General features: G+C 70.9%; 18 protein-coding genes. 9 read left to right on the top strand and 9 right to left on the bottom strand.

Annotated elements, in window-relative coordinates; all coding sequences use genetic code 11:
- Nucleotides 1-29: 29 nt before the first annotated feature.
- Nucleotides 30-536, bottom strand: a complete 507-nt coding sequence (locus ABEA82_RS17330; protein WP_345662415.1) for a GtrA family protein — start codon at nt 534-536, stop codon at nt 30-32.
- Between the two features lie 167 nt (nt 537-703).
- Between ABEA82_RS17330 and ABEA82_RS17325 the strand changes: the two genes are divergently transcribed.
- The 4 genes from ABEA82_RS17325 to ABEA82_RS17305 all read left to right on the top strand — a co-directional run bounded on the left by ABEA82_RS17325 (nt 704) and on the right by ABEA82_RS17305 (nt 5,018).
- Nucleotides 704-1,843 carry a 5-(carboxyamino)imidazole ribonucleotide synthase gene (locus ABEA82_RS17325; protein ID WP_345662414.1) on the top strand — a complete coding sequence of 380 codons (1,140 nt, stop codon included), beginning with the start codon at nt 704-706 and terminating at the stop codon, nt 1,841-1,843.
- Entirely contained in the window at nt 1,840-2,367 is a 528-nt protein-coding gene (purE, locus tag ABEA82_RS17320) for a 5-(carboxyamino)imidazole ribonucleotide mutase (protein ID WP_345662413.1), read from the top strand. The genes ABEA82_RS17325 and purE overlap by 4 nt, the downstream gene beginning before the upstream one ends.
- Before the next feature lie 5 nt (nt 2,368-2,372).
- Nucleotides 2,373-3,560, top strand: coding sequence for a dipeptidase (locus tag ABEA82_RS17315; RefSeq protein WP_345662412.1), 1,188 nt, complete (start codon nt 2,373-2,375; stop codon nt 3,558-3,560).
- 324 nt (nt 3,561-3,884) lie between these two features.
- On the top strand, nt 3,885-5,018 hold the full coding sequence (locus ABEA82_RS17305) for a dipeptidase (protein ID WP_345662411.1): 1,134 nt from the start codon (nt 3,885-3,887) through the stop codon (nt 5,016-5,018).
- Nucleotides 5,019-5,064: 46 nt separating this feature from the next.
- Here the strand turns inward: ABEA82_RS17305 and ABEA82_RS17300 are convergent, their stop codons facing one another.
- A complete protein-coding gene (locus ABEA82_RS17300; protein WP_345662410.1) occupies nt 5,065-5,457 on the bottom strand; it encodes a VOC family protein in 393 nt (130 codons plus the stop codon).
- Nucleotides 5,458-5,471: 14 nt separating this feature from the next.
- A complete protein-coding gene (locus ABEA82_RS17295; RefSeq protein ID WP_345662409.1) occupies nt 5,472-5,843 on the bottom strand; it encodes a VOC family protein in 372 nt (123 codons plus the stop codon).
- Nucleotides 5,844-5,959: 116 nt separating this feature from the next.
- Here ABEA82_RS17295 and ABEA82_RS17290 point away from each other — a divergent pair, with 116 nt between their 5' ends.
- Nucleotides 5,960-6,469, top strand: a complete 510-nt coding sequence (locus ABEA82_RS17290; protein ID WP_345662408.1) for a CGNR zinc finger domain-containing protein — start codon at nt 5,960-5,962, stop codon at nt 6,467-6,469.
- A gap of 142 nt (nt 6,470-6,611) precedes the next feature.
- On the opposite strand, the gene ABEA82_RS17285 is transcribed toward ABEA82_RS17290, so the two are convergent.
- Nucleotides 6,612-7,955: a UDP-glucose dehydrogenase family protein gene (locus ABEA82_RS17285; RefSeq protein WP_345662407.1), complete on the bottom strand. Its 1,344-nt coding sequence runs from the start codon at nt 7,953-7,955 to the stop codon at nt 6,612-6,614.
- Between the two features lie 187 nt (nt 7,956-8,142).
- Here ABEA82_RS17285 and ABEA82_RS17280 point away from each other — a divergent pair, with 187 nt between their 5' ends.
- Together ABEA82_RS17280 and ABEA82_RS17275 are read left to right on the top strand one after the other, a co-directional pair.
- Nucleotides 8,143-9,300, top strand: coding sequence for an acyl-CoA dehydrogenase (locus tag ABEA82_RS17280; RefSeq protein WP_003990716.1), 1,158 nt, complete (start codon nt 8,143-8,145; stop codon nt 9,298-9,300).
- 197 nt (nt 9,301-9,497) lie between these two features.
- Entirely contained in the window at nt 9,498-9,863 is a 366-nt protein-coding gene (locus ABEA82_RS17275; protein ID WP_345662406.1) for a four-helix bundle copper-binding protein, read from the top strand.
- A gap of 86 nt (nt 9,864-9,949) precedes the next feature.
- Here the strand turns inward: ABEA82_RS17275 and ABEA82_RS17270 are convergent, their stop codons facing one another.
- Nucleotides 9,950-11,251: an LCP family protein gene (locus tag ABEA82_RS17270; RefSeq protein ID WP_345662405.1), complete on the bottom strand. Its 1,302-nt coding sequence runs from the start codon at nt 11,249-11,251 to the stop codon at nt 9,950-9,952.
- Nucleotides 11,252-11,370: 119 nt separating this feature from the next.
- On the opposite strand from ABEA82_RS17270, the gene ABEA82_RS17265 reads away from it, so the two are divergent.
- Nucleotides 11,371-11,928 carry an acyl-CoA thioesterase gene (locus tag ABEA82_RS17265; protein ID WP_345662404.1) on the top strand — a complete coding sequence of 186 codons (558 nt, stop codon included), beginning with the start codon at nt 11,371-11,373 and terminating at the stop codon, nt 11,926-11,928.
- 12 nt (nt 11,929-11,940) lie between these two features.
- On the opposite strand, the gene ABEA82_RS17260 is transcribed toward ABEA82_RS17265, so the two are convergent.
- On the bottom strand, nt 11,941-13,425 hold the full coding sequence (locus tag ABEA82_RS17260; protein WP_345662403.1) for an LCP family protein: 1,485 nt from the start codon (nt 13,423-13,425) through the stop codon (nt 11,941-11,943).
- Between the two features lie 127 nt (nt 13,426-13,552).
- Here ABEA82_RS17260 and ABEA82_RS17255 point away from each other — a divergent pair, with 127 nt between their 5' ends.
- Nucleotides 13,553-14,590 (top strand): glycosyltransferase family 2 protein, encoded by a 1,038-nt coding sequence (locus ABEA82_RS17255; RefSeq protein ID WP_345662402.1) that lies wholly within the window; start codon nt 13,553-13,555, stop codon nt 14,588-14,590.
- Nucleotides 14,591-14,642: 52 nt separating this feature from the next.
- Here ABEA82_RS17255 and ABEA82_RS17250 read toward each other — a convergent pair whose 3' ends face one another.
- The 3 genes from ABEA82_RS17250 to ABEA82_RS17240 all read right to left on the bottom strand — a co-directional run bounded on the left by ABEA82_RS17250 (nt 14,643) and on the right by ABEA82_RS17240 (nt 20,021).
- Nucleotides 14,643-16,331 carry an LCP family protein gene (locus tag ABEA82_RS17250; protein WP_345662401.1) on the bottom strand — a complete coding sequence of 563 codons (1,689 nt, stop codon included), beginning with the start codon at nt 16,329-16,331 and terminating at the stop codon, nt 14,643-14,645.
- A 91-nt stretch (nt 16,332-16,422) separates the two neighbouring features.
- Complete coding sequence (locus ABEA82_RS17245) at nt 16,423-18,180, bottom strand: LCP family protein (RefSeq protein WP_345662400.1); 1,758 nt, start codon at nt 18,178-18,180, stop codon at nt 16,423-16,425.
- A 218-nt stretch (nt 18,181-18,398) separates the two neighbouring features.
- The gene (locus ABEA82_RS17240; RefSeq protein WP_345662399.1) at nt 18,399-20,021 is read right to left on the bottom strand and encodes an LCP family protein; all 1,623 of its coding nucleotides are present in this window, start codon (nt 20,019-20,021) and stop codon (nt 18,399-18,401) included.
- Between the last annotated feature and the right edge of the window lie 54 nt (nt 20,022-20,075).

Genomic DNA, 20,075 nt, shown 5'->3' with positions numbered 1-20,075 from the left:
TACGACCGGCGGGCTCACGGCCGACGGCCCTACGGCACCCGCTGCCCGGCCCGGGACCGCTCGTCCCGTTCCCGCTCCGGGGCCGCTTCCGCGTCCGCCACCGCCTCCCCCGGGGGAAGGGCGCGGAACACCCAGGTGCGGTAGGACCAGAAGCGGAACAGCGTGGCGACGCCGATGCCGACGAACTTGAAGATGTTGTTCTGGAGCGGGCTGTTCCAGTCGAAACCGTAGGTCGCCACGTACAGGACGCCGTTCTCGATGACCAGGCCCACCGCGCTGAACAGCAGGAACAGGACCAGCTCCCGGGTGCGCCCGGACTTGTCGCGGTCGCGGTACGCGAAGTAGCGGAAGCCGACGTAGTTGAAGACGATCGCCACGACGGTCGCGATGACGCTCGCGCGCACCACCTGGAGGTCGGTGACGTGCCGCACCAGGTTGAACACGAGGAGGTTGACCAGCACCCCGGCACCGCCCACCGCGCCGAACTTGGCGACTTCGTGAACGAGCCGTCGGAACCGCGAGGCACCATGTTCCATGGTCGTGCAGGCCCCCGTCCCTCAATCGTTTCTGCGTCAACCCAGTCATGCTAACCACCCTCCCGCGCGATCTTCCTGTGGATGGCGGTGGACGGCCGGAGACGGTCCGGGCGGAGCCGGGAGGGACGGGAAACCAGCCACCTTGGCGCGGCCGATACCCTGGGGGAGTGACGTTCCCGGTAGTCGGCATGGTCGGCGGTGGCCAGCTCGCTCGTATGACACACGAGGCTGGTATCCCGCTGGGCATCAGGTTCAAGCTTCTCAGTGACACCCCGCAGGATTCCGCTGCGCAGGTCGTGAGCGATGTCGTCGTCGGCGACTATCGCGACCTCGACACGCTGCGCGAGTTCGCGCGAGGGTGCGATGTGATCACCTTCGATCACGAACACGTACCCACCGAGCACCTCCGGGCCCTGGAGGCGGACGGCATCCCCGTGCGCCCCGGTCCCGACGCGCTCGTGCACGCCCAGGACAAGGGGGTGATGCGCGCGAAGCTCGACGCGATCGGCGTGCCGTGCCCCCGGCACCGGATCGTGAGCGACCCGCAGGACGTGGCGGCCTTCGCGGCCGAGGGCGACGGGTTCCCGGTCGTCCTCAAGACCGTCCGCGGCGGCTACGACGGCAAGGGCGTGTGGGTCGTGGACTCCGTCGAGGAGGCCGCCGACCCCTTCAAGGCCGGTGTCCCCGTGCTCGCCGAGGAGAAGGTCGACTTCCTCCGCGAGCTCGCCGCCAACGTCGTACGGTCCCCGCACGGCCAGGCCGTCGCCTACCCGGTCGTGGAGTCCCGCCAGGTCAACGGCGTCTGCGACACGGTCATCGCCCCGGCCCCCGGCCTCGACGAGGACCTCGCGGTCCGGGCCTCCGAGATGGCGCTGAACATCGCCAAGGAGCTCGGCGTCGTCGGGCACCTCGCGGTCGAGCTGTTCCAGACCCGCGACGGCCGCATCCTCGTCAACGAGCTCGCGATGCGCCCGCACAACTCCGGCCACTGGTCGATGGACGGCGCCGTCACCAGCCAGTTCGCCAACCACGTGCGAGCCGTCCTGGACCTCCCGCTCGGCGACCCGCGCCCGCGCGCCCCGTGGACGGTCATGGTCAACGTCCTCGGCGGCGACTACCCGGACATGTACTCCGCGTACCTGCACTGCATGGCCCGCGACCCCCAGCTCAAGATCCACATGTACGGCAAGGACGTGAAGCCCGGCCGCAAGGTCGGTCACGTCAACACCTACGGCGACGACCTGGACGACGTGCTGGAGCGCGCCGGTCACGCAGCCGGCTACCTGAGAGGCACCATCACCGAATGAGCCCTGTTGTTGGCATCGTCATGGGGTCGGACTCCGACTGGCCCGTCATGGAGGCCGCCGCGAAGGCCCTCGACGAGTTCGAGATCGCCTACGAGGTCGACGTCGTCTCCGCGCACCGCATGCCGCGCGAGATGGTCGCCTACGGCGAGCAGGCCGACGCCCGCGGGCTCAAGGTGATCATCGCCGGGGCCGGTGGCGCCGCCCACCTGCCCGGCATGCTCGCCTCCGTGACCCCGCTGCCGGTCATCGGCGTGCCCGTGCCGCTGAAGTACCTCGACGGCATGGACAGCCTCCTGTCCATCGTGCAGATGCCGGCCGGTGTCCCGGTCGCCACGGTCTCCGTCGCCGGCGCCCGCAACGCCGGTCTGCTGGCGGCCCGCATCCTCGCCGCCCACGACGAGGAACTGCGCGGCCGGATGCGCGACTTCCAGCAGGAGCTGAACGACCAGGCCACCGAGAAGGGCAAGCGCCTGCGCTCCAAGGTCGAGGGCTCGGGCGGCTTCGGCTTCGGCGCGAGGAAGTGACGGCGATGACCTCCGAGGAGGCAGCCCGGGAACTCCTGCGCGAGTTCCCGGTCGTCGACGGCCACAACGACCTGCCCTGGGCGCTGCGCGAACAGGTCCGCTACGACCTCGACGCCCGGGACGTCGCCGCCGACCAGAGCGCCCATCTGCACACCGACATCCCCCGGCTGCGCGCCGGCGGGGTCGGCGCGCAGTACTGGTCGGTGTACGTCCGCACGGACTCGCCCGACCCGGTCGCGGCCACCCTCGAACAGATCGACTGCGTCGGGCAGTTGCTCGCCCGGTACCCGCAGGATCTGCGGCCCGCGCTGACGGCCGCCGACATGGAGGCCGCGCGCCGGGAGGGCCGGATCGCCTCCCTCATGGGCGCGGAGGGCGGCCACTCCATCGCCAACTCCCTGGGCGCCCTGCGCGGCCTGTACGGGCTCGGGGTGCGGTACATGACCCTCACCCACAACGACAACGTGGACTGGGCGGACTCGGCGACCGACGAGCCGAAGGCCGGTGGTCTGACCGCGTTCGGCCGGGAGGTCGTGCGGGAGATGAACCGGCTCGGCATGCTCGTCGACCTGTCCCACGTGGCGGCGACGACCATGCGGGACGCGCTCGACACGAGCTCGGCCCCGGTGATCTTCTCCCACTCGTCCGCACGGGCGGTGTGCGACCACCCGCGCAACATCCCGGACGACGTCCTGGAGCGGCTGCCTGCCAACGGCGGCATCGCGATGGTGACGTTCGTGCCGAAGTTCGTGCTCCAGGCGGCCGTGGACTGGACGGCCGCGGCCGACGAGAACATGCGCGCCCACGGCTTCCACCACCTCGACACCACCGCGGAGGCCATGAAGATCCACCGCGCCTTCGAGGAGCGGCAGCCGCGCCCGGTCGCGACGGTGTCGACGGTCGCCGACCACCTGGACCACATGCGCGAGGTCGCCGGCATCGACCACCTCGGCATCGGCGGCGACTACGACGGCACGGCCTTCACCCCCGACGGCCTCGACGACGTCTCCGGCTACCCGAACCTCCTCGCGGAGCTGCTGGACCGCGGCTGGTCGAAGGCCGACCTGGCCAAGCTGACCTGGAAGAACGCGGTCCGGGTGCTGGACGCGGCCGAGGACGTGGCACGGGGACTCCAGGCGACCCGGTCGCCGTCCAACGCCACGATCGAGTCGCTGGACGCCCCCGCGGGCTGAGCGTCGAGGGCGGGGTGGTCGGTGCAGCCGGCCGCCCCGCCCCGTACATGAAGTACCGGTCGCGCATCTCGTCGAGCGGCGCCCCGAGCCGCAGCCGCGTCGCCAGGTCGGGATCGGCGAGGGAGGGCCGGCCGAGCGCGCCCGCATCGGCCGGACGGTCGCCGGCCTGGTCCGCTCCAGGGACGCCCTGACCAGGTGATCGGGGCGGCCCGGCCGCCCGGAGCGCCCGCCCTCCCGCCGTACTCCGAACGCCCCGCCCACCAGGAACAGCCCCACGCTCCGTGCGACGGTGACGGTACTGCACGAGGACCGTACGGAGCCCCCATGGCAGACCTCCAGAACGACCTGCGCCCCAGCGCCACGGCCGGCGACGTCGACGATCTGGCCGAGCCGTACCCCGACGACGGCGTCATCACGGCCGAGTCCTACGAGCCGGTCTCCGACCCGGACGACGCGCCGATGGTCCGGGCCCACGCCATCCTCGCCGCCCACCCCGTCGCCGACGGCTACAACGGACTGCCCTGGGCGCTCAAACGCCTGCCCTACTACGACCTGGAGCTCGGCGAGGGCACCGTCGGCACGGACGTGCCCCGACTGCGCGACGGACACGTGGGCGCGCTGTTCTGGTCCCTGCACCTGCCCGAGGGCTTCGACGGCGACCGGGCCGTCGGCGCCACCCTGGAGCAGCTGGACCTGGCCAAGACCGCCGCCCGGACCTGCGACGACGGTCTGCGGCTCGCCTCGACGGCCGGGCAGGTCGCGGACGCGCGCAACTGCGGCCGGGTCGCCGTGCTCCTCGGCCCCGCCGGGGCCCCGGCCATCGGCGACTCGCTGGGCATCCTGCGCCAGCTGCACCTCCTCGGCCTGCGGGCCCTGACGCTGACCGGTGTCTCCTGGGCGAGCGAGGCGGGACTGACCCGGTTCGGCGAGGAGGTCGTACGCGAGATGAACCGGCTCGGTGTGATCGCGGACCTCTCCGGCGCGTCCGCGCAGACCATCAGCCGGGTCCTGAGCCTGTCCCGGGCACCCGTGCTGTGCAGCCGCTCCGCCGCCCGCGCCATCCGGCCCCACCCGGTCAACCTGCCCGACGAACTGCTCGCGGAGCTGGGCGCGGCCAAGGGACTCTGTCTGGTGCCGCTGACCGCCGAGCAGACCGGCCCGAGCGTCCGCGACGTCGCCGACCACCTCGATCACATCCGTGCCGTGGCCGGAGCGCAGTGCGTGGGCCTGGCCGGCACGTACGACGCCGGCTCGGCCCACCCGCAGGAACTCGGCGACGTCTCCTGCTATCCGCGGCTCGTCGCCGAGCTGCTGCGGCGCGGCTGGGAGGAGGCCGACGTGGCCCTCCTGACCTGGGGAAACGTCCAGCGCCTGCTGCGCGGCACCGACTTCACGGCCCGCGCCGCACGGCAGCGGCGCGCCCCGTCAGGAGCGAAGATCTCTGAGCTGGACGGGTGACCGTCCCGCCCGCCTTCCGTCCCGCCCGCCCTCCCACCCGGCCGGATCAGCCCTGCTCGATCCGGCACAGGCAGAACGGGTGCCCCACGGGGTCCGCGTAGACCCGGAAGTCCTTCTTCTCGTAGTCCTCCTTGTCCAGTACCCGAGCCCCCAGCGCCAGCACCCGCTCCTCGGCCGCGTCGATCTCCTCCCAGGTCGAACCGCCGTCGAAGTCCAGGTGGAACTGCTGGGCGTTGCGGTCCGAACGGGGCCACTCCGGCGGGGAGTAGCCGGGCGAGCGCTGGAAGGCGAGCCGGGGCCCGCCGGGAATCCGCAGCACCACCCAGTCGGGGTCGTCGTCCTCGGGGGTGCCGCCCCCGACCTGCGCGTAGAAGCGGGCCAGTTCGCGCGGGTCGGGGCAGTCGACGACCACGGAACGGAAACGTGCCACTGCGGACATGGGGCCTCCAGGGGTCAACAGGCGCAGAGGCAGAACGGGTGCCCGGCCGGGTCGGCGTAAACCCGGAAGGACCGGCTCCGGTCCTCCGTGTCCAGCGGCGTCGCGCCGAGCGCCAGCACGCCCTTCTCGGCCGCGTCCAGGTCCTCCACGTCCAGGTCGAGGTGGAACTGCTGGGAGTGGTCCGGCGATGGCCACCGCGGCGGTACGAATCCGGGGGCGGCCTGGAAGGCCAGCGGTGTGCCGCCCGGCACCTTCAGGTCGACCCACTCGTCCTCCCCGTCGCTCTCCACCGTCGGCGTGCCGCCGAGCACCTCGGCGTAGAAAGCGGCCAGCGCGTGCGGGTCGGGACAGTCCAGGACGACGACACCCAGCTTGGCGAGAGCCATGACTTCCTCCTCGAAGTCGCTGTTACCTTCGGATCCGGGTAACCGGTAACCGTTACTGCATGCTCCCTCATTGACGGTAACCTCGCAAGGGAATACGCGAGAGGTACGGTCCAGCCATGACGGAGAGATCACCCGCGCCCGGCGGCCTGGCCCTGGTCGAGGCCCTGGTGAACACGCTGGACATCGAGTCGGGCGCCGACTCGCTGGACACCGCGGAGGGCCGGGCCCGGTTCGGGATCACCCGGGACGGGGAGGCCGAGCAGGCCCGTGCCCTGCGCGAGTCACTGCGCGCGGTCCTGCTCGCCCACGCCGGTCACCCTCCGCACCGCGAGGTGACCCCGCTCGGCGACCTGCTGGCCGGCACCCCCCTCGTCGTCACGGTCGACACCACGGACGGCTCGGCCGCCCTGACCCCCGCCGACGACCGCCCCCTGCCCGCTCGCGTGGCCGCGGCCGTCGCCGAGGCCCTGGTCGCCGGCACCTGGACCCGGCTCAAGGCCTGCGAGGCCGCCGACTGCCACTGGGCCTACTACGACCGCAGCCCGGCCGGCCGCGGGCGCTGGTGCTCGATGCAGGTGTGCGGAGCCCGCGCGAAGATGCGCCGTTACCGGGCGAAAGGGGCCTGACCCGCCCGCGTAAGGGCCCGGTGGGGCAGAATGCACGTGACGCCGGTTCGGCCGACTGAGCCTCGGCCGAACCGGCGTCACCTGTCCTCGGGCGTACGGGAGTCCGCGGTTGTCCTCGCGCGTACGGGAGTCCGCGGTGGACTCAGGCCCGGGGCCGCCCCATCGCCCGGTACGTCCAGCCGGCCTTGCGCCAGCGCTCCGGGTCGAGGGCGTTGCGGCCGTCGAGGATGAGCCGGGCCGCCGCGACCTCGCCGAGGGCCTCGGTGTCCAGCTCGCGGAACTCCCGCCACTCCGTCAGATGCAGCACGATGTCGGCCCCGCGCACGGCCTCCAGCGCCGTGTCGGCGTAGCCGAGGGTCGGGAAGACACGGCGGGCGTTGTCCATGCCCTTGGGGTCGTAGACCGTCACCTGGCCGCCCTGGAGGTGGATCTGCCCGGCGACGTTCAGCGCGGGGGAGTCCCGGACGTCGTCCGAGTCGGGCTTGAAGGTCGCGCCGAGCACGGCCACCCGCTTCCCCAGGAACGGCCCGCCGCCCAGCGCCTGCCGGGCCAGCTCCACCATCTGCCCGCGCTGGCGCATGTTGATGGAGTCGATCTCCCGCAGGAACGTCAGCGCCTGGTCCGCGCCCAGCTCGCCGGCGCGCGCCATGAACGCCCGGATGTCCTTCGGCAGACAGCCACCGCCGAAGCCGATCCCGGCCCGCAGGAACTTCTTCCCGATCCGGTCGTCGTAGCCGATGGCCTCGGCCAGCTTGGCGACGTCACCGCCCGCGGCCTCGCACACCTCCGCCATGGCGTTGATGAAGGAGATCTTCGTCGCCAGGAAGGAGTTCGCGGACGTCTTCACCAGCTCGGACGTCGGGAAGTCGGTGACCACGAACGGCGAGCCCTCGGCGATCGGCGTGGCGTACACCTCCCGCAGCAGCTTCTCCGCCCGCTCGCTGCGCACGCCCACCACGAGCCGGTCCGGGTGCAGCGTGTCGTCCACGGCGAAGCCCTCGCGCAGGAACTCCGGGTTCCAGGCCAGCTCGGCGTCCGCACCGGCGGGCGCGTGCGCGGCCAGGTAGGACGCCAGCCGGTCGGCGGAGCCGACGGGCACGGTCGACTTGCCGACGACCAGCGCCGGACGGTGCAGATGCGGGGCCAGCGAGGCGATCGCGGCGTCGACGTAGCTCATGTCGCAGGCGTACTCGCCGTGCCGCTGCGGAGTGTTCACGCAGACGAAGTGCACGTCCCCGAACGCACCGACCTCGGCCCAGTCCTGCGTGAAGCGCAGCCGGCCGCTGGAGCCCTCGATCCCGGCGACATGCCTGCGCAGCAGTTCGTCGAGCCCCGGCTCGTACATCGGGGCCTCGCCGCGCTCCAGCTTCTCGATCTTCTCGGGCACGACGTCGAGGGCGAGCACCTCGAAGCCGAGCTCGGCCATGGCCGCCGCGTGTGTCGCGCCGAGATAACCGGTGCCGATCACGGTGATCTTCAGGGCCATGGGTGCTCCAGGGGTCTACGGCATGCGGTGCGCGCCCGAGCATAGCCGGGGCATGGGGAGGCGCTTCACTGGGCAACTTCTCGCTGTCGTCTAGCTCACGTATCACTCCCGGGGACGACCCCATAAACTTTTGATTACTTAACGGTAGTTAGCGCCAGCATCGCAGCGTTTTGGAGCGTGAGAGACCTTGGCCGGATCGGCTGACTTCGACCTGTACCGCCCGTCCGAGGAGCACGACATGCTCCGTGACGCCGTCCGCTCGCTGGCCGAGGCGAAGATCGCGCCGTACGCCGCCGCCGTGGACGAGGAGGCCCGCTTCCCGCGGGAGGCGCTCGAGGCGCTGGTCGCGAACGACCTGCACGCCGTGCACGTGCCCGAGGAGTTCGGCGGCTCCGGCGCCGACGCCCTGGCCACCGTCATAGTGATCGAGGAGGTCGCACGCGTCTGCGCCTCCTCCTCCCTCATCCCCGCGGTGAACAAGCTGGGCTCGCTCCCGGTGATCCTCTCCGGCTCCGAGGAGCTGAAGAAGAAGTACATGTCCCCGCTCGCCAAGGGCGACGGCATGTTCTCCTACTGCCTCTCCGAGCCGGACGCCGGCTCCGACGCCGCCGGCATGAAGACGAAGGCCGTCCGCGACGGCGACCACTACGTCCTCAACGGCGTCAAGCGCTGGATCACCAACGCCGGCGAGTCCGAGTTCTACACGGTGATGGCCGTCACCGACCCCACCAAGCGCTCCAAGGGCATCTCCGCCTTCGTCGTCGAGAAGTCCGACGAGGGCGTCTCCTTCGGCGCCCCCGAGAAGAAGCTCGGCATCAAGGGCTCCCCGACCCGCGAGGTCTACCTCGACAACGTCCGCATCCCCGCCGACCGCATGATCGGCGAGGAGGGCACCGGCTTCGCCACGGCGATGAAGACCCTCGACCACACCCGCATCACCATCGCCGCGCAGGCCCTCGGCATCGCCCAGGGCGCGCTGGACTACGCCAAGGGCTACGTCCAGGAGCGCAAGCAGTTCGGCAAGCCGATCGCCGACTTCCAGGGCATCCAGTTCATGCTCGCCGACATGGCCATGAAGATCTCGGCCGCCCGCGCCCTGACCTACCAGGCCGCCGCCGCCTCCGAGCGCGGCGATGCCGACCTGACCTACCTGGGCGCCGCCGCCAAGTGCTTCGCCTCGGACGTCGCCATGGAGGCCACCACCGACGCCGTCCAGCTGCTCGGCGGCTACGGCTACACCCGTGACTACCCGGTGGAGCGCATGATGCGGGACGCCAAGATCACGCAGATATACGAGGGCACCAACCAGGTGCAGCGCATCGTCATGGCCCGCAACCTGCCGTAAGGCCGCCCCGCTTCACCGGTCGCCCCCCTGCCCGCCCGTCCGGCCAGGAGGGCGATCCGCGTTTCGCCACGGTGTCCAACCCCGCGCCCGCCGAGCGGATTGGGTCCTTCCGCCCCGTGGCGGTCGGGACCGCGCAGGCGTAGGACGGAAGACACGGGGGCCGGCCCCGGCCCTCGTCGTCTCCCCGGGAGGAAGCCATGACCCAGCAGCCCGCCACCACGGCCCCGCTGAGCAAGGAGATGCAGGACTGCGTCCAGGCGTGCATGACCTGCCACGGCGTGTGCGAGGAGACCATGAGCTCCTGCCTGCAGCTGGGCGGCCCGGCCCAGATGCAGATCATGCGTGCCGTCATGGACTGCGCCGAGATGACGCGCATGTGCGCCGACATGATGATGCGCCGTTCGCCGCTGTCCGCCGAGATGTGCGCGATGTGCGCCCGCGCCTGTGACATGAGCGCCGAGGCGTGTATGTCCATGCCGGACGACGACCAGATGATGCGCTGCGCCGAGGCGTGTCGCCGCTGCGCCGACTCGTGCCGCTCGATGTCGGCCGCCACGATGTGAGCACCGGCTCATGCCGAACGGCTCACGCCGACCAGCTCACAGCAAAGGGGACACCCCACGGGGTGCCCCCTTTCGCCGCGTGGTGCTCACTTGCTCGAGACGGTGACCTTGTCGTCGTTCTTCAACTCGTTCACCAGCGTCTTCACCTTCGCGGTGTCCCACTGGAGGTTGCCGTTCCCGGCGTTGCCCGCGATCGGCATGTTCATGGACTTGCCCTCGCCGCCGCTGACGCCCTTCATCGCCCAGAACATGTCGGCCAGGTCGAACAGGCCCATGTCCTTGTCGACCACGAGGGAGTCGAGGCCGGCGCCCATGGTCGGGTAGAGCTTGAACGGGTTGAGGACCGTGCTCGGCGTGGCGACCTGGTTGGCGAGTGCCGAGAGGAACTTCTGCTGGTTCTTCGTACGGTCCAGGTCGGAACCCGCGAGCGCGTAGCGGGTGCGGACGAAGGCGAGGGCCTGCTCGCCGTTGAGGGTCTGCTTGCCCTTCTTGAAGTCCGCGCCGGACTTGGTGTCCTTGATGTCCTGCGGGATGTCCATCTCGACCCCGCCGACCGCGTCCACGATGTTCGCGAAGCCGCCGAAGCCGATCTCCACGTAGTGGTCGATGTGCAGGCCCGTGTTGGCCTCGACGGTACGGACCAGCAGCTCCGGGCCGTCCTCCGCGTACGCCGCGTTCAGCTTCGTCTGGCGGCCCGTGCCCTGGTAGAGCTTGCCGGAGTCGGAGCCCTTGTACGACGGGATCGTGACGTTGGAGTCACGCGGCAGCGAGACCAGCGTCGGGGCGCCGCCGCCGGTGTGCAGGATCATCATCGAGTCCGTGCGCTTGCCCTCGGCGGACCCGGTGTGCAGCTTCTTCTTCTCCTCGGCCGACATGCCCGCGCGGCTGTCCGAGCCGACGATCAGGTAGTTGGTGCCCTCGCCCGCCTCCGGTCTGTCGATGACCTTCGACAGGTCGACGTCGCGGTTGAGCTTGGAGTCGGCCCAGAAGTAGGTGGCGACGCTCGTCACGACCAGCAGCGTCACCAGCGTGATGGTCGTCACCTTGATACGGCGGCGCCAGTTGGGCGCGGGCCGCGGCTCGTACATGCCGTCGCCCGGCCCCCCGGGGCCTCTGCCGCCGGGGGAGCCGTAGACCTGGCCGGTGTTGTAGCCGCTGTCATAGCCGCCCGGCGGCTCGGCGTATCCACCGTCGACGTACGACGGCTGCTGCGGTACTCCTCCGGCGTACTGCGGAGCACCGCCGTAGCCGGCCTGCCCGGGCGACGCCGCCGGACCGCGGCGGACCTGCCGCATGACACGGGCACTCTCGGGCTGTGAGCTGGAGCTGCCGCGTCCGTACCGGCCGCCGCGGTTGTCGCCGGACCGTCCCTCGGGCCATGTGTTCATGCGCCCCAGTGTGCAGGTGTCCGTAGTGCGCCATACAAGGGTCGTCGGAAAATCAGAGCACGGCTGTGGCGAAGCTGACACAAAACCCCCTCATGTCGCCTCGGCATAAGGTGGGGGCCATGACAGAGCAGGCCTCAGCTGCGGATTCCGGCACTCCGGATATCCCGGGCAAGCCGACCTCGGCCTCCCGAACCACGCTCAGCCACATCATGACCCACAACGACACGAACCTTCTGGGGACGGTGCACGGCGGGGTGATCATGAAGCTGGTCGACGACGCGGCGGGGGCCGTGGCCGGGCGGCACTCCGGCGGGCCGGCCGTCACCGCCTCCATGGACGAGATGGCCTTCCTGGAGCCGGTCCGCGTCGGTGACCTCGTGCACGTCAAGGCGCAGGTCAACTGGACCGGCCGGACGTCCATGGAGGTCGGTGTCCGGGTCCTCGCCGAGCGCTGGAACGAGTCGACCCCGCCCACCCAGGTCGGTTCCGCCTACCTCGTCTTCGCGGCCGTCGACGCCGACGGCAAGCCCCGCCGGGTCCCGCCGGTCCTCCCGGAGACCGAACGCGACAAGCGCCGCTACCAGGAGGCCCAGATCCGCCGCACCCACCGCCTGGCCCGCCGCCGCGCGATCATGGAGCTGCGGGAGAAGCGGGCGGCGGAGGGGTTCGAGGACTGACGCGCCGAGGCGCTACGAGCACGCCACCTCGTCCCCACGGACCACCCCGCCCCCGCCCTGCCCCGGGTCCTCCGCCCGCACCTTGCGGACGCGGTCGAAGTCGGAGCCCGCGATGACCTTCAGGGTGGCTCCCAGGCCCGCGACCGGACGGAGCTCGCTGCCCGGCAGGGCCGTCGCGAGGGACTTGGCCGAGCGGTCCCAGCGGGGGTCGTAGGCGACGACCGTGCGCTTCACGTCGTCCGTGGCATGGGTCACGGGGGTGCGGGTCGTGACGAAGCCCGCCGCCGCGAGCGCCGCGTCCACCCGGCGGCCGAGGCCGGGCGTGCTCGTGCCGTTCTCCACCTGGACGCTGATCCGCTGCGGAGCGACCGGGACCAGCGGGACCGCGCCGCCCGGCCGGTGCGCGGACAGCGGCCGGTCCTCGCGCAGGGCGTGGAAGAGGCGCTCGGACCTCACGGGGTCCCACTTCAGCGTCGAGCCCACCCCCTCGACGGCGTACCCCATCCCCTCGATGGGGACGGTGGTGAACTCGGAGGAGGACGGGGAGAAGTTCCGCATGGCCCGGCCCAGGTCCAGCATCTCGTCCGTGCCGAAGCCCTTGTCGGCCCGCACCGAGCCGAGCACCGCCCGGGTCACGTCCCGGAACTTCATCGGGTTCAGCATGATCCCGGAGGAGGTGACCCGGTCCACGAGCGCCGCCATGAAACGCTGCTGGCGCTTCATCCGGCCCAGGTCGGAGGCCCCGTCGACGTGCCGGGCCCGTACGTACTGCAGCGCCTGCCCGCCCTCCAGCGTGTGCTGCCCGGCCGGCAGGTCCAGGCCGGTGTAGCTGTCCTTCAGGGGGTCGGCGGTGCAGATCCGCACGCCCCCGACCACGTCCACGGTCTTCATGAAGCTGGTGAAGTCGACCTCCAGATAGTGGTCGATCTTCACCTTGGTCATGCCCTCGACGGTCCGCACGGTCAGCTGCGGACCGCCCTCCGCGTACGCCGCGTTGAGCTTGATCGGATGGCCCCCGTGCCGCTCGCCCGTCGTACGGTCGACGTGCGGGGGTGTCACCGCGTACGAGTCGCGCGGCAGGCTGACCACGCTCGCCCGCTCCCGGTCCTCCGAGATGTGCACGATCATGATCGTGTCGGTGCAGTGGCAGGGCGCGCCGCCGAGCCGGTACTTCCGCCGCTCCTCCGCGCCGATCTTGTCGCGGCCGTCGGTGCCCACGAGCAGGACGTTCATGCCGTGGCCCGCCTCGGGCCGGTTCTTCATGTCCTTGAAGGGGTCGACCCGGACGATGTCCGCCTCCAGGCTGGTCATCACCGCGTGCCCGATACCGGCGGAGGCCAGGACCACCACGGACAGCGTGGTGACCACCCGCAGACCCCAGCGCGGCTTGCGGGCCCGTGCGGACGGCGCGGCCCTGCGCCGGGCACGGCCGGGGGAGGGCTGCGGGCGGCGCTGCGGGGTGGCGGTGGTCCGAGGGGATCGCGGCGGCGTGGGCAAGGGGATACCTCCGGACGGCGGCCGTACGTGAGATCCGTGACACCGTAGGCCGATACGATCTGCGGCCTGCGGTACCGCCCCGGCGGCGCGCACCGGTATCCCCCGTTCGCGGTAACGTGAGCGCTCTATGAACGCCAATCCCGACGTGCGGCTCCCCGCCGTTTCTGTGATCATGCCCGTCCTCAACGAGGAACGGCATCTGCGGGGAGCAGTCCAAGCGATCCTCGCGCAGGAGTACGCCGGCGAGATGGAGGTCGTGATCGCCCTCGGTCCGTCCACGGACCGCACGGACGAGATCGCCGCCGAGCTCGTGGCCGAAGACGCGCGTGTCCACACCGTCCCGAACCCGACCGGCCGTACGCCGGCCGCCCTCAACGCCGCGATCAACGCCTCCCGGCACCCGATCGTCGTCCGTGTCGACGGGCACGGCATGCTCTCGCAGAACTACATCGCCACCGCCGTACGGCTCCTGGAGGAGACCGGGGCGCAGAACGTCGGCGGCATCATGCACGCCGAGGGCGAGAACGACTGGGAGCACGCCGTCGCCGCCGCGATGACCTCGAAGATAGGGGTCGGCAACGCCGCCTTCCACACCGGCGGGCAGGCGGGCCCCGCCGATACCGTCTACCTCGGAGTGTTCCGGCGCGAGGCGCTGGAGCAGCAGGGCGGCTACAACGTGGAGTTCATCCGCGCCCAGGACTGGGAGCTGAACTTCCGCATCCGTGAGGCCGGTGGGCTGGTGTGGTTCTCGCCGGAACTGCGGGTGTCGTACCGGCCGCGGCCGAGCGTGAAGGCGCTCGCCAAGCAGTACAAGGACTACGGCCGCTGGCGGCACGTCGTCGCCCGCTTCCACGAGGGCTCGATCAACCTGCGCTACCTCGCCCCGCCGGCCGCCGTGTGCGCGATCGCGGCCGGGATCCTGGTGGGCGCGGTGCTGACGCCGTGGGGTTTCGTGGTGCCCGGCGGCTATCTCGCGGCGATCCTCCTCGGCTCGGTTCCGGCGGGCAAGGGGCTGCCGCTGAAGGCCCGGCTGCAGATCCCGGTGGCGCTGGCCACCATGCACATGTCGTGGGGCTGGGGCTTCCTGACCAGTCCGCGCGCGCTCGCCCGCAAGGTGATAGCGAGCCGCCGCCCGGCGGTCCGCGCGGACGCGGCCACCGGCTGACGCACACCGCTCGTGTCCGGGCCCCTCCCCGTGCGGGAGGGGCCCGTTTCCGTCACCAGGTGAACGCCGGGTTCACGTGCATGCAGGCCTTGTCGTCCGCGCCGTTGAGCGCCTCGGCCGACTTCGGGGTCTTGTCGTTCTGCTTCGGCGCCTTGTAGGCCGTGCCCTCGCGCCAGTCGGCACCGACGACGAGCGTGACGCCGGACACGTCCGTCGACCGCTTCACCGAACCGAGCGGGATGCCCAGGGCCTCGGCGACCCGCTGGGCGTCGCCCTCCAGGTCGGCGCTCGGGTAGCGGACGACGGTGCTGTCCTCGCTCCATGAGCCGGTGCTGTCGGCGACGGCCTGGGCGAAGCCCTTCTCCGTCAGCAGCCCGGTCACCTCGCTCGCGCGTCCGCGCGCCGCTGCCAGGGTGCCGGTGCGGGTGCCGTTGCGGACCTGGACGGGGATCTCGTCGTCGGCCGCTGCCGGGTCGGCGGCCTTCTCCGTGGTCTGCTTCTTCGACTCGTCCTTGCCGTCCAGCGCGATGTCCTCGCGCACCAGCCGGAACAGCTGCTCGGCGTCGTCCGTGGGCTCCACGCGGGCGCCGACGTACCGGTTGGGCATCGTCGTCATGGTGATGCGCTTCGGCTCCACCTTGCGCAGCTCGTCGCTGAGGTCGTAGAGCTTCTTGACGGTGTCGAGGCCGGTGTCGACCGTCAGGGCCCGGGTGGCCTCCTCGGCCAGTCTGCGGAGCTTGTTCGGGCTGCTCAGGGTGGCGTTGTCGCGCAGTTGCCGCACCATCGCGTTCATGTACATGTGCTGGGCCTTGGCGCGGGCGAGGTCGCTGCCGTCGTCGAAGCCGTAGCGGGTGCGCAGCCACTGCAGGGCCTGCTCGCCCTGGACGTAGGAGGTGCCCTTCTCCAGCTTCAGGCCCGAGCCCTTGCCGTCGGAGGTGCGCGAGTGGATGTTGGCGTCGACGCACACCGGGACACCGCCGACGGCGTCGGCCATGGACACCACGCCCGCGAAGTCGACCATGACGAAGTGGTCGATGTGGATGCCGGTGAGCTCCTGCCAGGTGGCCACGGTGCAGCCCGGACCGCCGTGGCCGAGGCTCTGGTTGGTCATCCGCCGGCCCTGGGTCGCCGGGTACACCTTCCCGTCGTCCGGGTCGGTGCACTTGGGGATCTTCACCAGGGTGTCGCGGGGCATGCTGATGACCGACATGTTGGTGCGGTCGGCGGACAGGTGCAGCAGCATCTGGACGTCCGCGAGGGGAGTGCCGCCGAACGTCTCGCGGGCGCCGCCGAGTTTCTGGTTCTCCTCGGTGTCGCGGGCGTCGGAGCCGATGAGCAGGATGTTCAGCGGGGTCTGACCGGCGGCGTTCGGCGTGGGAGCGGCGACCTTGTGGTCGCCGAGGTTCAGGGCGTCCTTCTTGATGTTGCCGTTGAGGTGCCGGTAGTAGAGGTAACCGGCCCCGGCCGTCCCGAGTATGAGCAGGGCGAGCACGGCGGCGGACCACTTCAGCAGCCGCCGCGGACGCCGGGGGCTGCCCGCGGCGCTGCGGACGTCACCGCCTTCACCGCCGTCACCGCCTGCGCCGGGGTGCTGTTCACCCGCCCGGGTGTCCGGCCCGGTGTCCTTCGCCGAGCCGCCCTCGTCGTCGGACGTCTCCGTCTCCGACTCCGCCTCGCCCGGGCCCGGTTCACCGCGGACGCCCCGCCGCGTCTCGTTCTCCCGTACACCGCTCTGCGTCACTTCCCCGGTCCTTCCCGCCCCCCGCGCACGCGACAGGCCCGTCCTGCCTCCTGTTAGACGCACGACGGGCCTGTCAGTTGCCCTCAGCGGGTCAACTCGCGCACTTCACCTTGTCGGCCGTGGACTTCTCCACGTCCGGCGCCTCGACCGGGGCGTCGAGCTTCACACCGGCGCCCTTGAAGTCCTTGCCGAGGGTCAGGGTGATCGAGGGCAGGCCCTGGGAGTTGGTCACGCTCTCGCCGGGCTTCAGCGCCGACCCGGGCAGGCCCATGATGTCGGCGAGGCGCCGGGCCTGGTCGGCCTGGTCGGGCCCGTACTCGAGGGTGGTCTTCGCCAGTGCGGCGGGCGCGTTGCCCACGTTCTCCGACTTGGTCACGCCCTCCTCCACCTGGAGGTACTGGAGGGTCTTCTGGGCGCTGCCGGCGACGGCACCGCCGTTCTGGATCCGCACCCGGACCTCGGAGGCCGGGGCCTTGGTGCCCTTCAGCCGCGCGGCCTCGGCGTCCTTCTCCTTCTTCTTCTGCCGCTTGACCTCGGTGAACGACACGTCGTTGGCGATCATGTCGAACACCTGGGGAGCCTTGGTCTCGTCGAAGACGACCGTCGCCTTCACGGTCTCCGCCGGGTTGTCCTTCACCGGCACCGTCGTGAAGGTGATGTTCTTCGTCGGCACCTTCTTCAGCTCCAGCGCCACGTCCTTGAGCGTGCCGACGCTGCCGATCGCCTTGTCCACCGTCAGCGCCTCGGTCGCGGCCTCGGCGAGCTTCAGCAGCTTGGACGGGCTCGTGAGGGTGTCACCGGAGGACATCTTGCGCATGAGCGAGCCCAGGAACTGCTGCTGGACCTTGATCCGGTCGAGGTCGCCGCTGTTGCCGAAGCTCTTGCGGGTGCGGACGAACGCGAGGGCCTGCTCGCCCTCGACCTTCGACTCGCCTGCGGGCAGGACGAGTTTGGAGTCCTTGTCGTTGACCGCTTTCTCCACACAGACGTCGACCCCGTCGACCGCCGAGGTCAGCGTCTTCACGGCGTTGAAGTCGGCCATCATGAAGTGGTCTACCTCGATGCCGGTGTTCTCCTCCACCGTGAGCATGGTGCAGCCCGGGTCCCGGCCGTTCTCCCCGAGGCTCCGGTTGAAGCGGACGGCCCGCTGCCCGGCGACGATCCTCTCCGAGCCGTCCTCCTGCTTCGTCGGGCAGTCCGGGATGTCCACGATCAGGTCGCGGGGGATGCTGAGCGCGGTCGCGTTGGAGCGGTCCTCGGCGACGTGCAGCAGGATCGTGGTGTCGGCGTGCCCGGAGCTGCCCTTGTCGCCGTAGCCCTCGTTGCCCTCACCGGTGCGCTTGTCCGTGCCGATGATGAGGACGCTGAAGGCCTCGTCCTTGCTGAAGTTGCTCGCGCCCGCGCTGCCGACGTCGGTCGTCGTGACGTTGCCCGCCAGGTGCTGGAGGTAGAGGTAGCCGGCGGCGCCGACTCCGACCAGGACGAACGCCATCGTGCCGCCGGTCCACAGCAGCACCTTCTTCGCCTTCTTCGGCTTCCGCTGGGCCGGCTTCCGTCCGCCACGCCGTCCCGGCGGCGGCTCCTCGGGGGCGCCGCGCCGTCTGCGCTGCGGCGGGACCTCGGTACGGGTCGTCGTACCGCCACCGGTACCACGGCCGCTACCACGGCCGGTACCACCAGCGGTACCACGGCCGGTTCCACGAGCGCCCGCGGCTTCGCGTGCCCCGGGGCCCGGCGACTGCGCTGCGGATGGAGCCAGTCGCAGTTCGTATTCGCCGGTGTTCGGATTGAGTACCCACTGGTCTGCGGGGTCGATCGGTTCCCCCCGCCCACGGCGTTGCGCGTCCACGGTTGCTTGTTTCCTCCGTCGGGGCACGCGGCGCCCTCTCCCCCCGGAGAGCGCACGGGTACTTGGTCATCACAGAAGCACTGGATCGCTCACACTATCCGCCCAGTTGAACGCCGATGTGCGCCGAATGACAAATTCAACGTCCATACATTTGGGCAATCCAGCCCAATTCATGAACGGGAGTTCGAGGAGTTCACGCGCGTGTGACGCATCGTCCGCTACCAGCGGTACGGCGCGTACACGTCCATGCACTTTCCGGCGTCGGAACCATTGAGCGCGTCCGCGTCACCGGGCAGGTCTCCGGCCTTCGGCGCCGCCTGCTTCGGATAGGCCGTGCCCGTACGCCAGTCGGCGCCCACCACGACCGTGACACCGGAGACATCGGTCGAGCGCTTCACCGAACTCACAGGAATGCCGAGTGACTTGGCGACGCGCTGCGCATCGCCCTCCAGTTCGGCGCTCGGATAGCGCACGACGGTCCGCTCCTCGGCGCGGGCGGGCGAGGTGTCCGCGGCGGCCTTCGTGAACCCCTCGCCCACGAGTGACCGGGCGACGGCGGCCGCGCGGCCGCTGACCGGGCCGAGGGTGCTGGAACGCGTGGCGTTCTGCACCAGCACACCGATCGCTCCGTCCGCCGCGGCCGGATCCGCCGAGTCCTTCTCCGACTCCTCCGTCTTCTTCTTCCGCGGCTTCCCGCCCTTGCCGTCGAAGGGCACGTCGTCGCGGAGCATGGCCCACACCCGGTCGGCGTCGGCGCCCGCCGGGATCAGGTGGTTGACGTCCTCCGGGTCCTCGGAGGTGGGCAGCGTCGTCATGGTGATGCGGTCCGTCGGCACCGTCTTCAGCTGCATGCCCAGGTCGTACAGCTTCTTCACCGTGCCGATCTCCTCCGACACGTTCAGCGACTTGGTGGCCGCCTCGGCCAGGTCCGTCAGCCGGCCCGTGTCCGTGAAGACGTTCTGCGCCTTGAGCGTGCGGATCATCGAGTTCATGTACATGTGCTGCGCCCTGGCCCGCAGCGGGTCGCTGCCCCAGGCGTGGCGGGTGCGCAGCCACTGGAGCGCCTGCACGCCCTTGACCTTCTTGTGGCCGGCCTTCATCTTCAGGCCCGAGCCGCCGGGAACGCCGGGCAGCGGGCGGTCCCACACGTTCTGCTCGACGCACACGTCCACCCCGCCGATGGCGTCCGCCATCTGCACCACGCCCGCGAAGTCGATCGTCATCCAGTGGTCGATGTAGATGCCGGTGAGGTTCTGCCAGGTCGCCAGCGTGCAGCCCGCACCGCCACGGCCCAGCGAGGTGTTGATGATCTTGTTGACCGGCGGGTACGTCCTCCCGGTCTTCGGGTCGGTGCACTTGGGTATGTCGACCCGGGTGTCGCGCGGAATGCTCACCACGGAGGCGCTCTTGCGGTCGGCGGCCAGGTGGATGAGCATCTGCACGTCGCCGAGCGGCGGGTTGCCGCGCTCGTTCCGGGCACCGCCGAGCTTCACGTTCTCGTCGGACTTACGGCTGTCGGAGCCGATCAGCAGGATGTTCAGGGGCGTCTGGCCGGCCGCGTTCGGAGCGGCCTTCGTCGCCTTGGAGTCGCCGCTGCTGCGCTGGCCCTTCTCGATGTTGCCGTTCAGGTGCTCGTAGTAGAGGTAGCCGGCGCCGGCCGTCCCCAGGACCAGCACCGAGAGGGTGGTCGCCGACCAGCGCAGGACGCGACGCCCGCGGCGCGGCCGACGGCCTCGCCGGCCGTCAGCGCCGTCCGGCCCGGCGGACCCGCCCCGGGCCGGCTCACGCGGGACCGCACCCGGTTTCGTCCCCTCGCCGTACACACTGCTGCTCTGCGCCATCTCGCTTCCCCACCCCCGTGTCACCGGACAACGCCTGCCCTACGTCCTGTGAGA

This window comes from Streptomyces venetus, from assembly GCF_039540295.1.
Taxonomy (GTDB): domain Bacteria; phylum Actinomycetota; class Actinomycetes; order Streptomycetales; family Streptomycetaceae; genus Streptomyces; species Streptomyces venetus.
Note: the sequence above shows the minus strand (reverse complement) of the source record. Positions and strands in the feature narration are given on the sequence as shown.

Excerpts from the sequence above, each read along its gene's own strand:
- ABEA82_RS17290 (WP_345662408.1), top strand. The coding sequence starts at position 5,960 with ATGACGGAGAGATCACCCGCGCCCGGCGGCCTGGCCCTGGTCGAGGCC.
- ABEA82_RS17275 (WP_345662406.1), top strand. The coding sequence starts at position 9,498 with ATGACCCAGCAGCCCGCCACCACGGCCCCGCTGAGCAAGGAGATGCAG.
- ABEA82_RS17300 (WP_345662410.1), bottom strand. The coding sequence starts at position 5,457 with ATGTCCGCAGTGGCACGTTTCCGTTCCGTGGTCGTCGACTGCCCCGAC.
- ABEA82_RS17265 (WP_345662404.1), top strand. The coding sequence starts at position 11,371 with ATGACAGAGCAGGCCTCAGCTGCGGATTCCGGCACTCCGGATATCCCG.
- ABEA82_RS17315 (WP_345662412.1), top strand. The coding sequence starts at position 2,373 with ATGACCTCCGAGGAGGCAGCCCGGGAACTCCTGCGCGAGTTCCCGGTC.
- ABEA82_RS17305 (WP_345662411.1), top strand. The coding sequence starts at position 3,885 with ATGGCAGACCTCCAGAACGACCTGCGCCCCAGCGCCACGGCCGGCGAC.
- ABEA82_RS17240 (WP_345662399.1), bottom strand. The coding sequence starts at position 20,021 with ATGGCGCAGAGCAGCAGTGTGTACGGCGAGGGGACGAAACCGGGTGCG.
- purE (WP_345662413.1), top strand. The coding sequence starts at position 1,840 with ATGAGCCCTGTTGTTGGCATCGTCATGGGGTCGGACTCCGACTGGCCC.
- ABEA82_RS17255 (WP_345662402.1), top strand. The coding sequence starts at position 13,553 with ATGAACGCCAATCCCGACGTGCGGCTCCCCGCCGTTTCTGTGATCATG.
- ABEA82_RS17330 (WP_345662415.1), bottom strand. The coding sequence starts at position 536 with ATGGAACATGGTGCCTCGCGGTTCCGACGGCTCGTTCACGAAGTCGCC.
- ABEA82_RS17285 (WP_345662407.1), bottom strand. The coding sequence starts at position 7,955 with ATGGCCCTGAAGATCACCGTGATCGGCACCGGTTATCTCGGCGCGACA.
- ABEA82_RS17295 (WP_345662409.1), bottom strand. The coding sequence starts at position 5,843 with ATGGCTCTCGCCAAGCTGGGTGTCGTCGTCCTGGACTGTCCCGACCCG.
- ABEA82_RS17270 (WP_345662405.1), bottom strand. The coding sequence starts at position 11,251 with ATGAACACATGGCCCGAGGGACGGTCCGGCGACAACCGCGGCGGCCGG.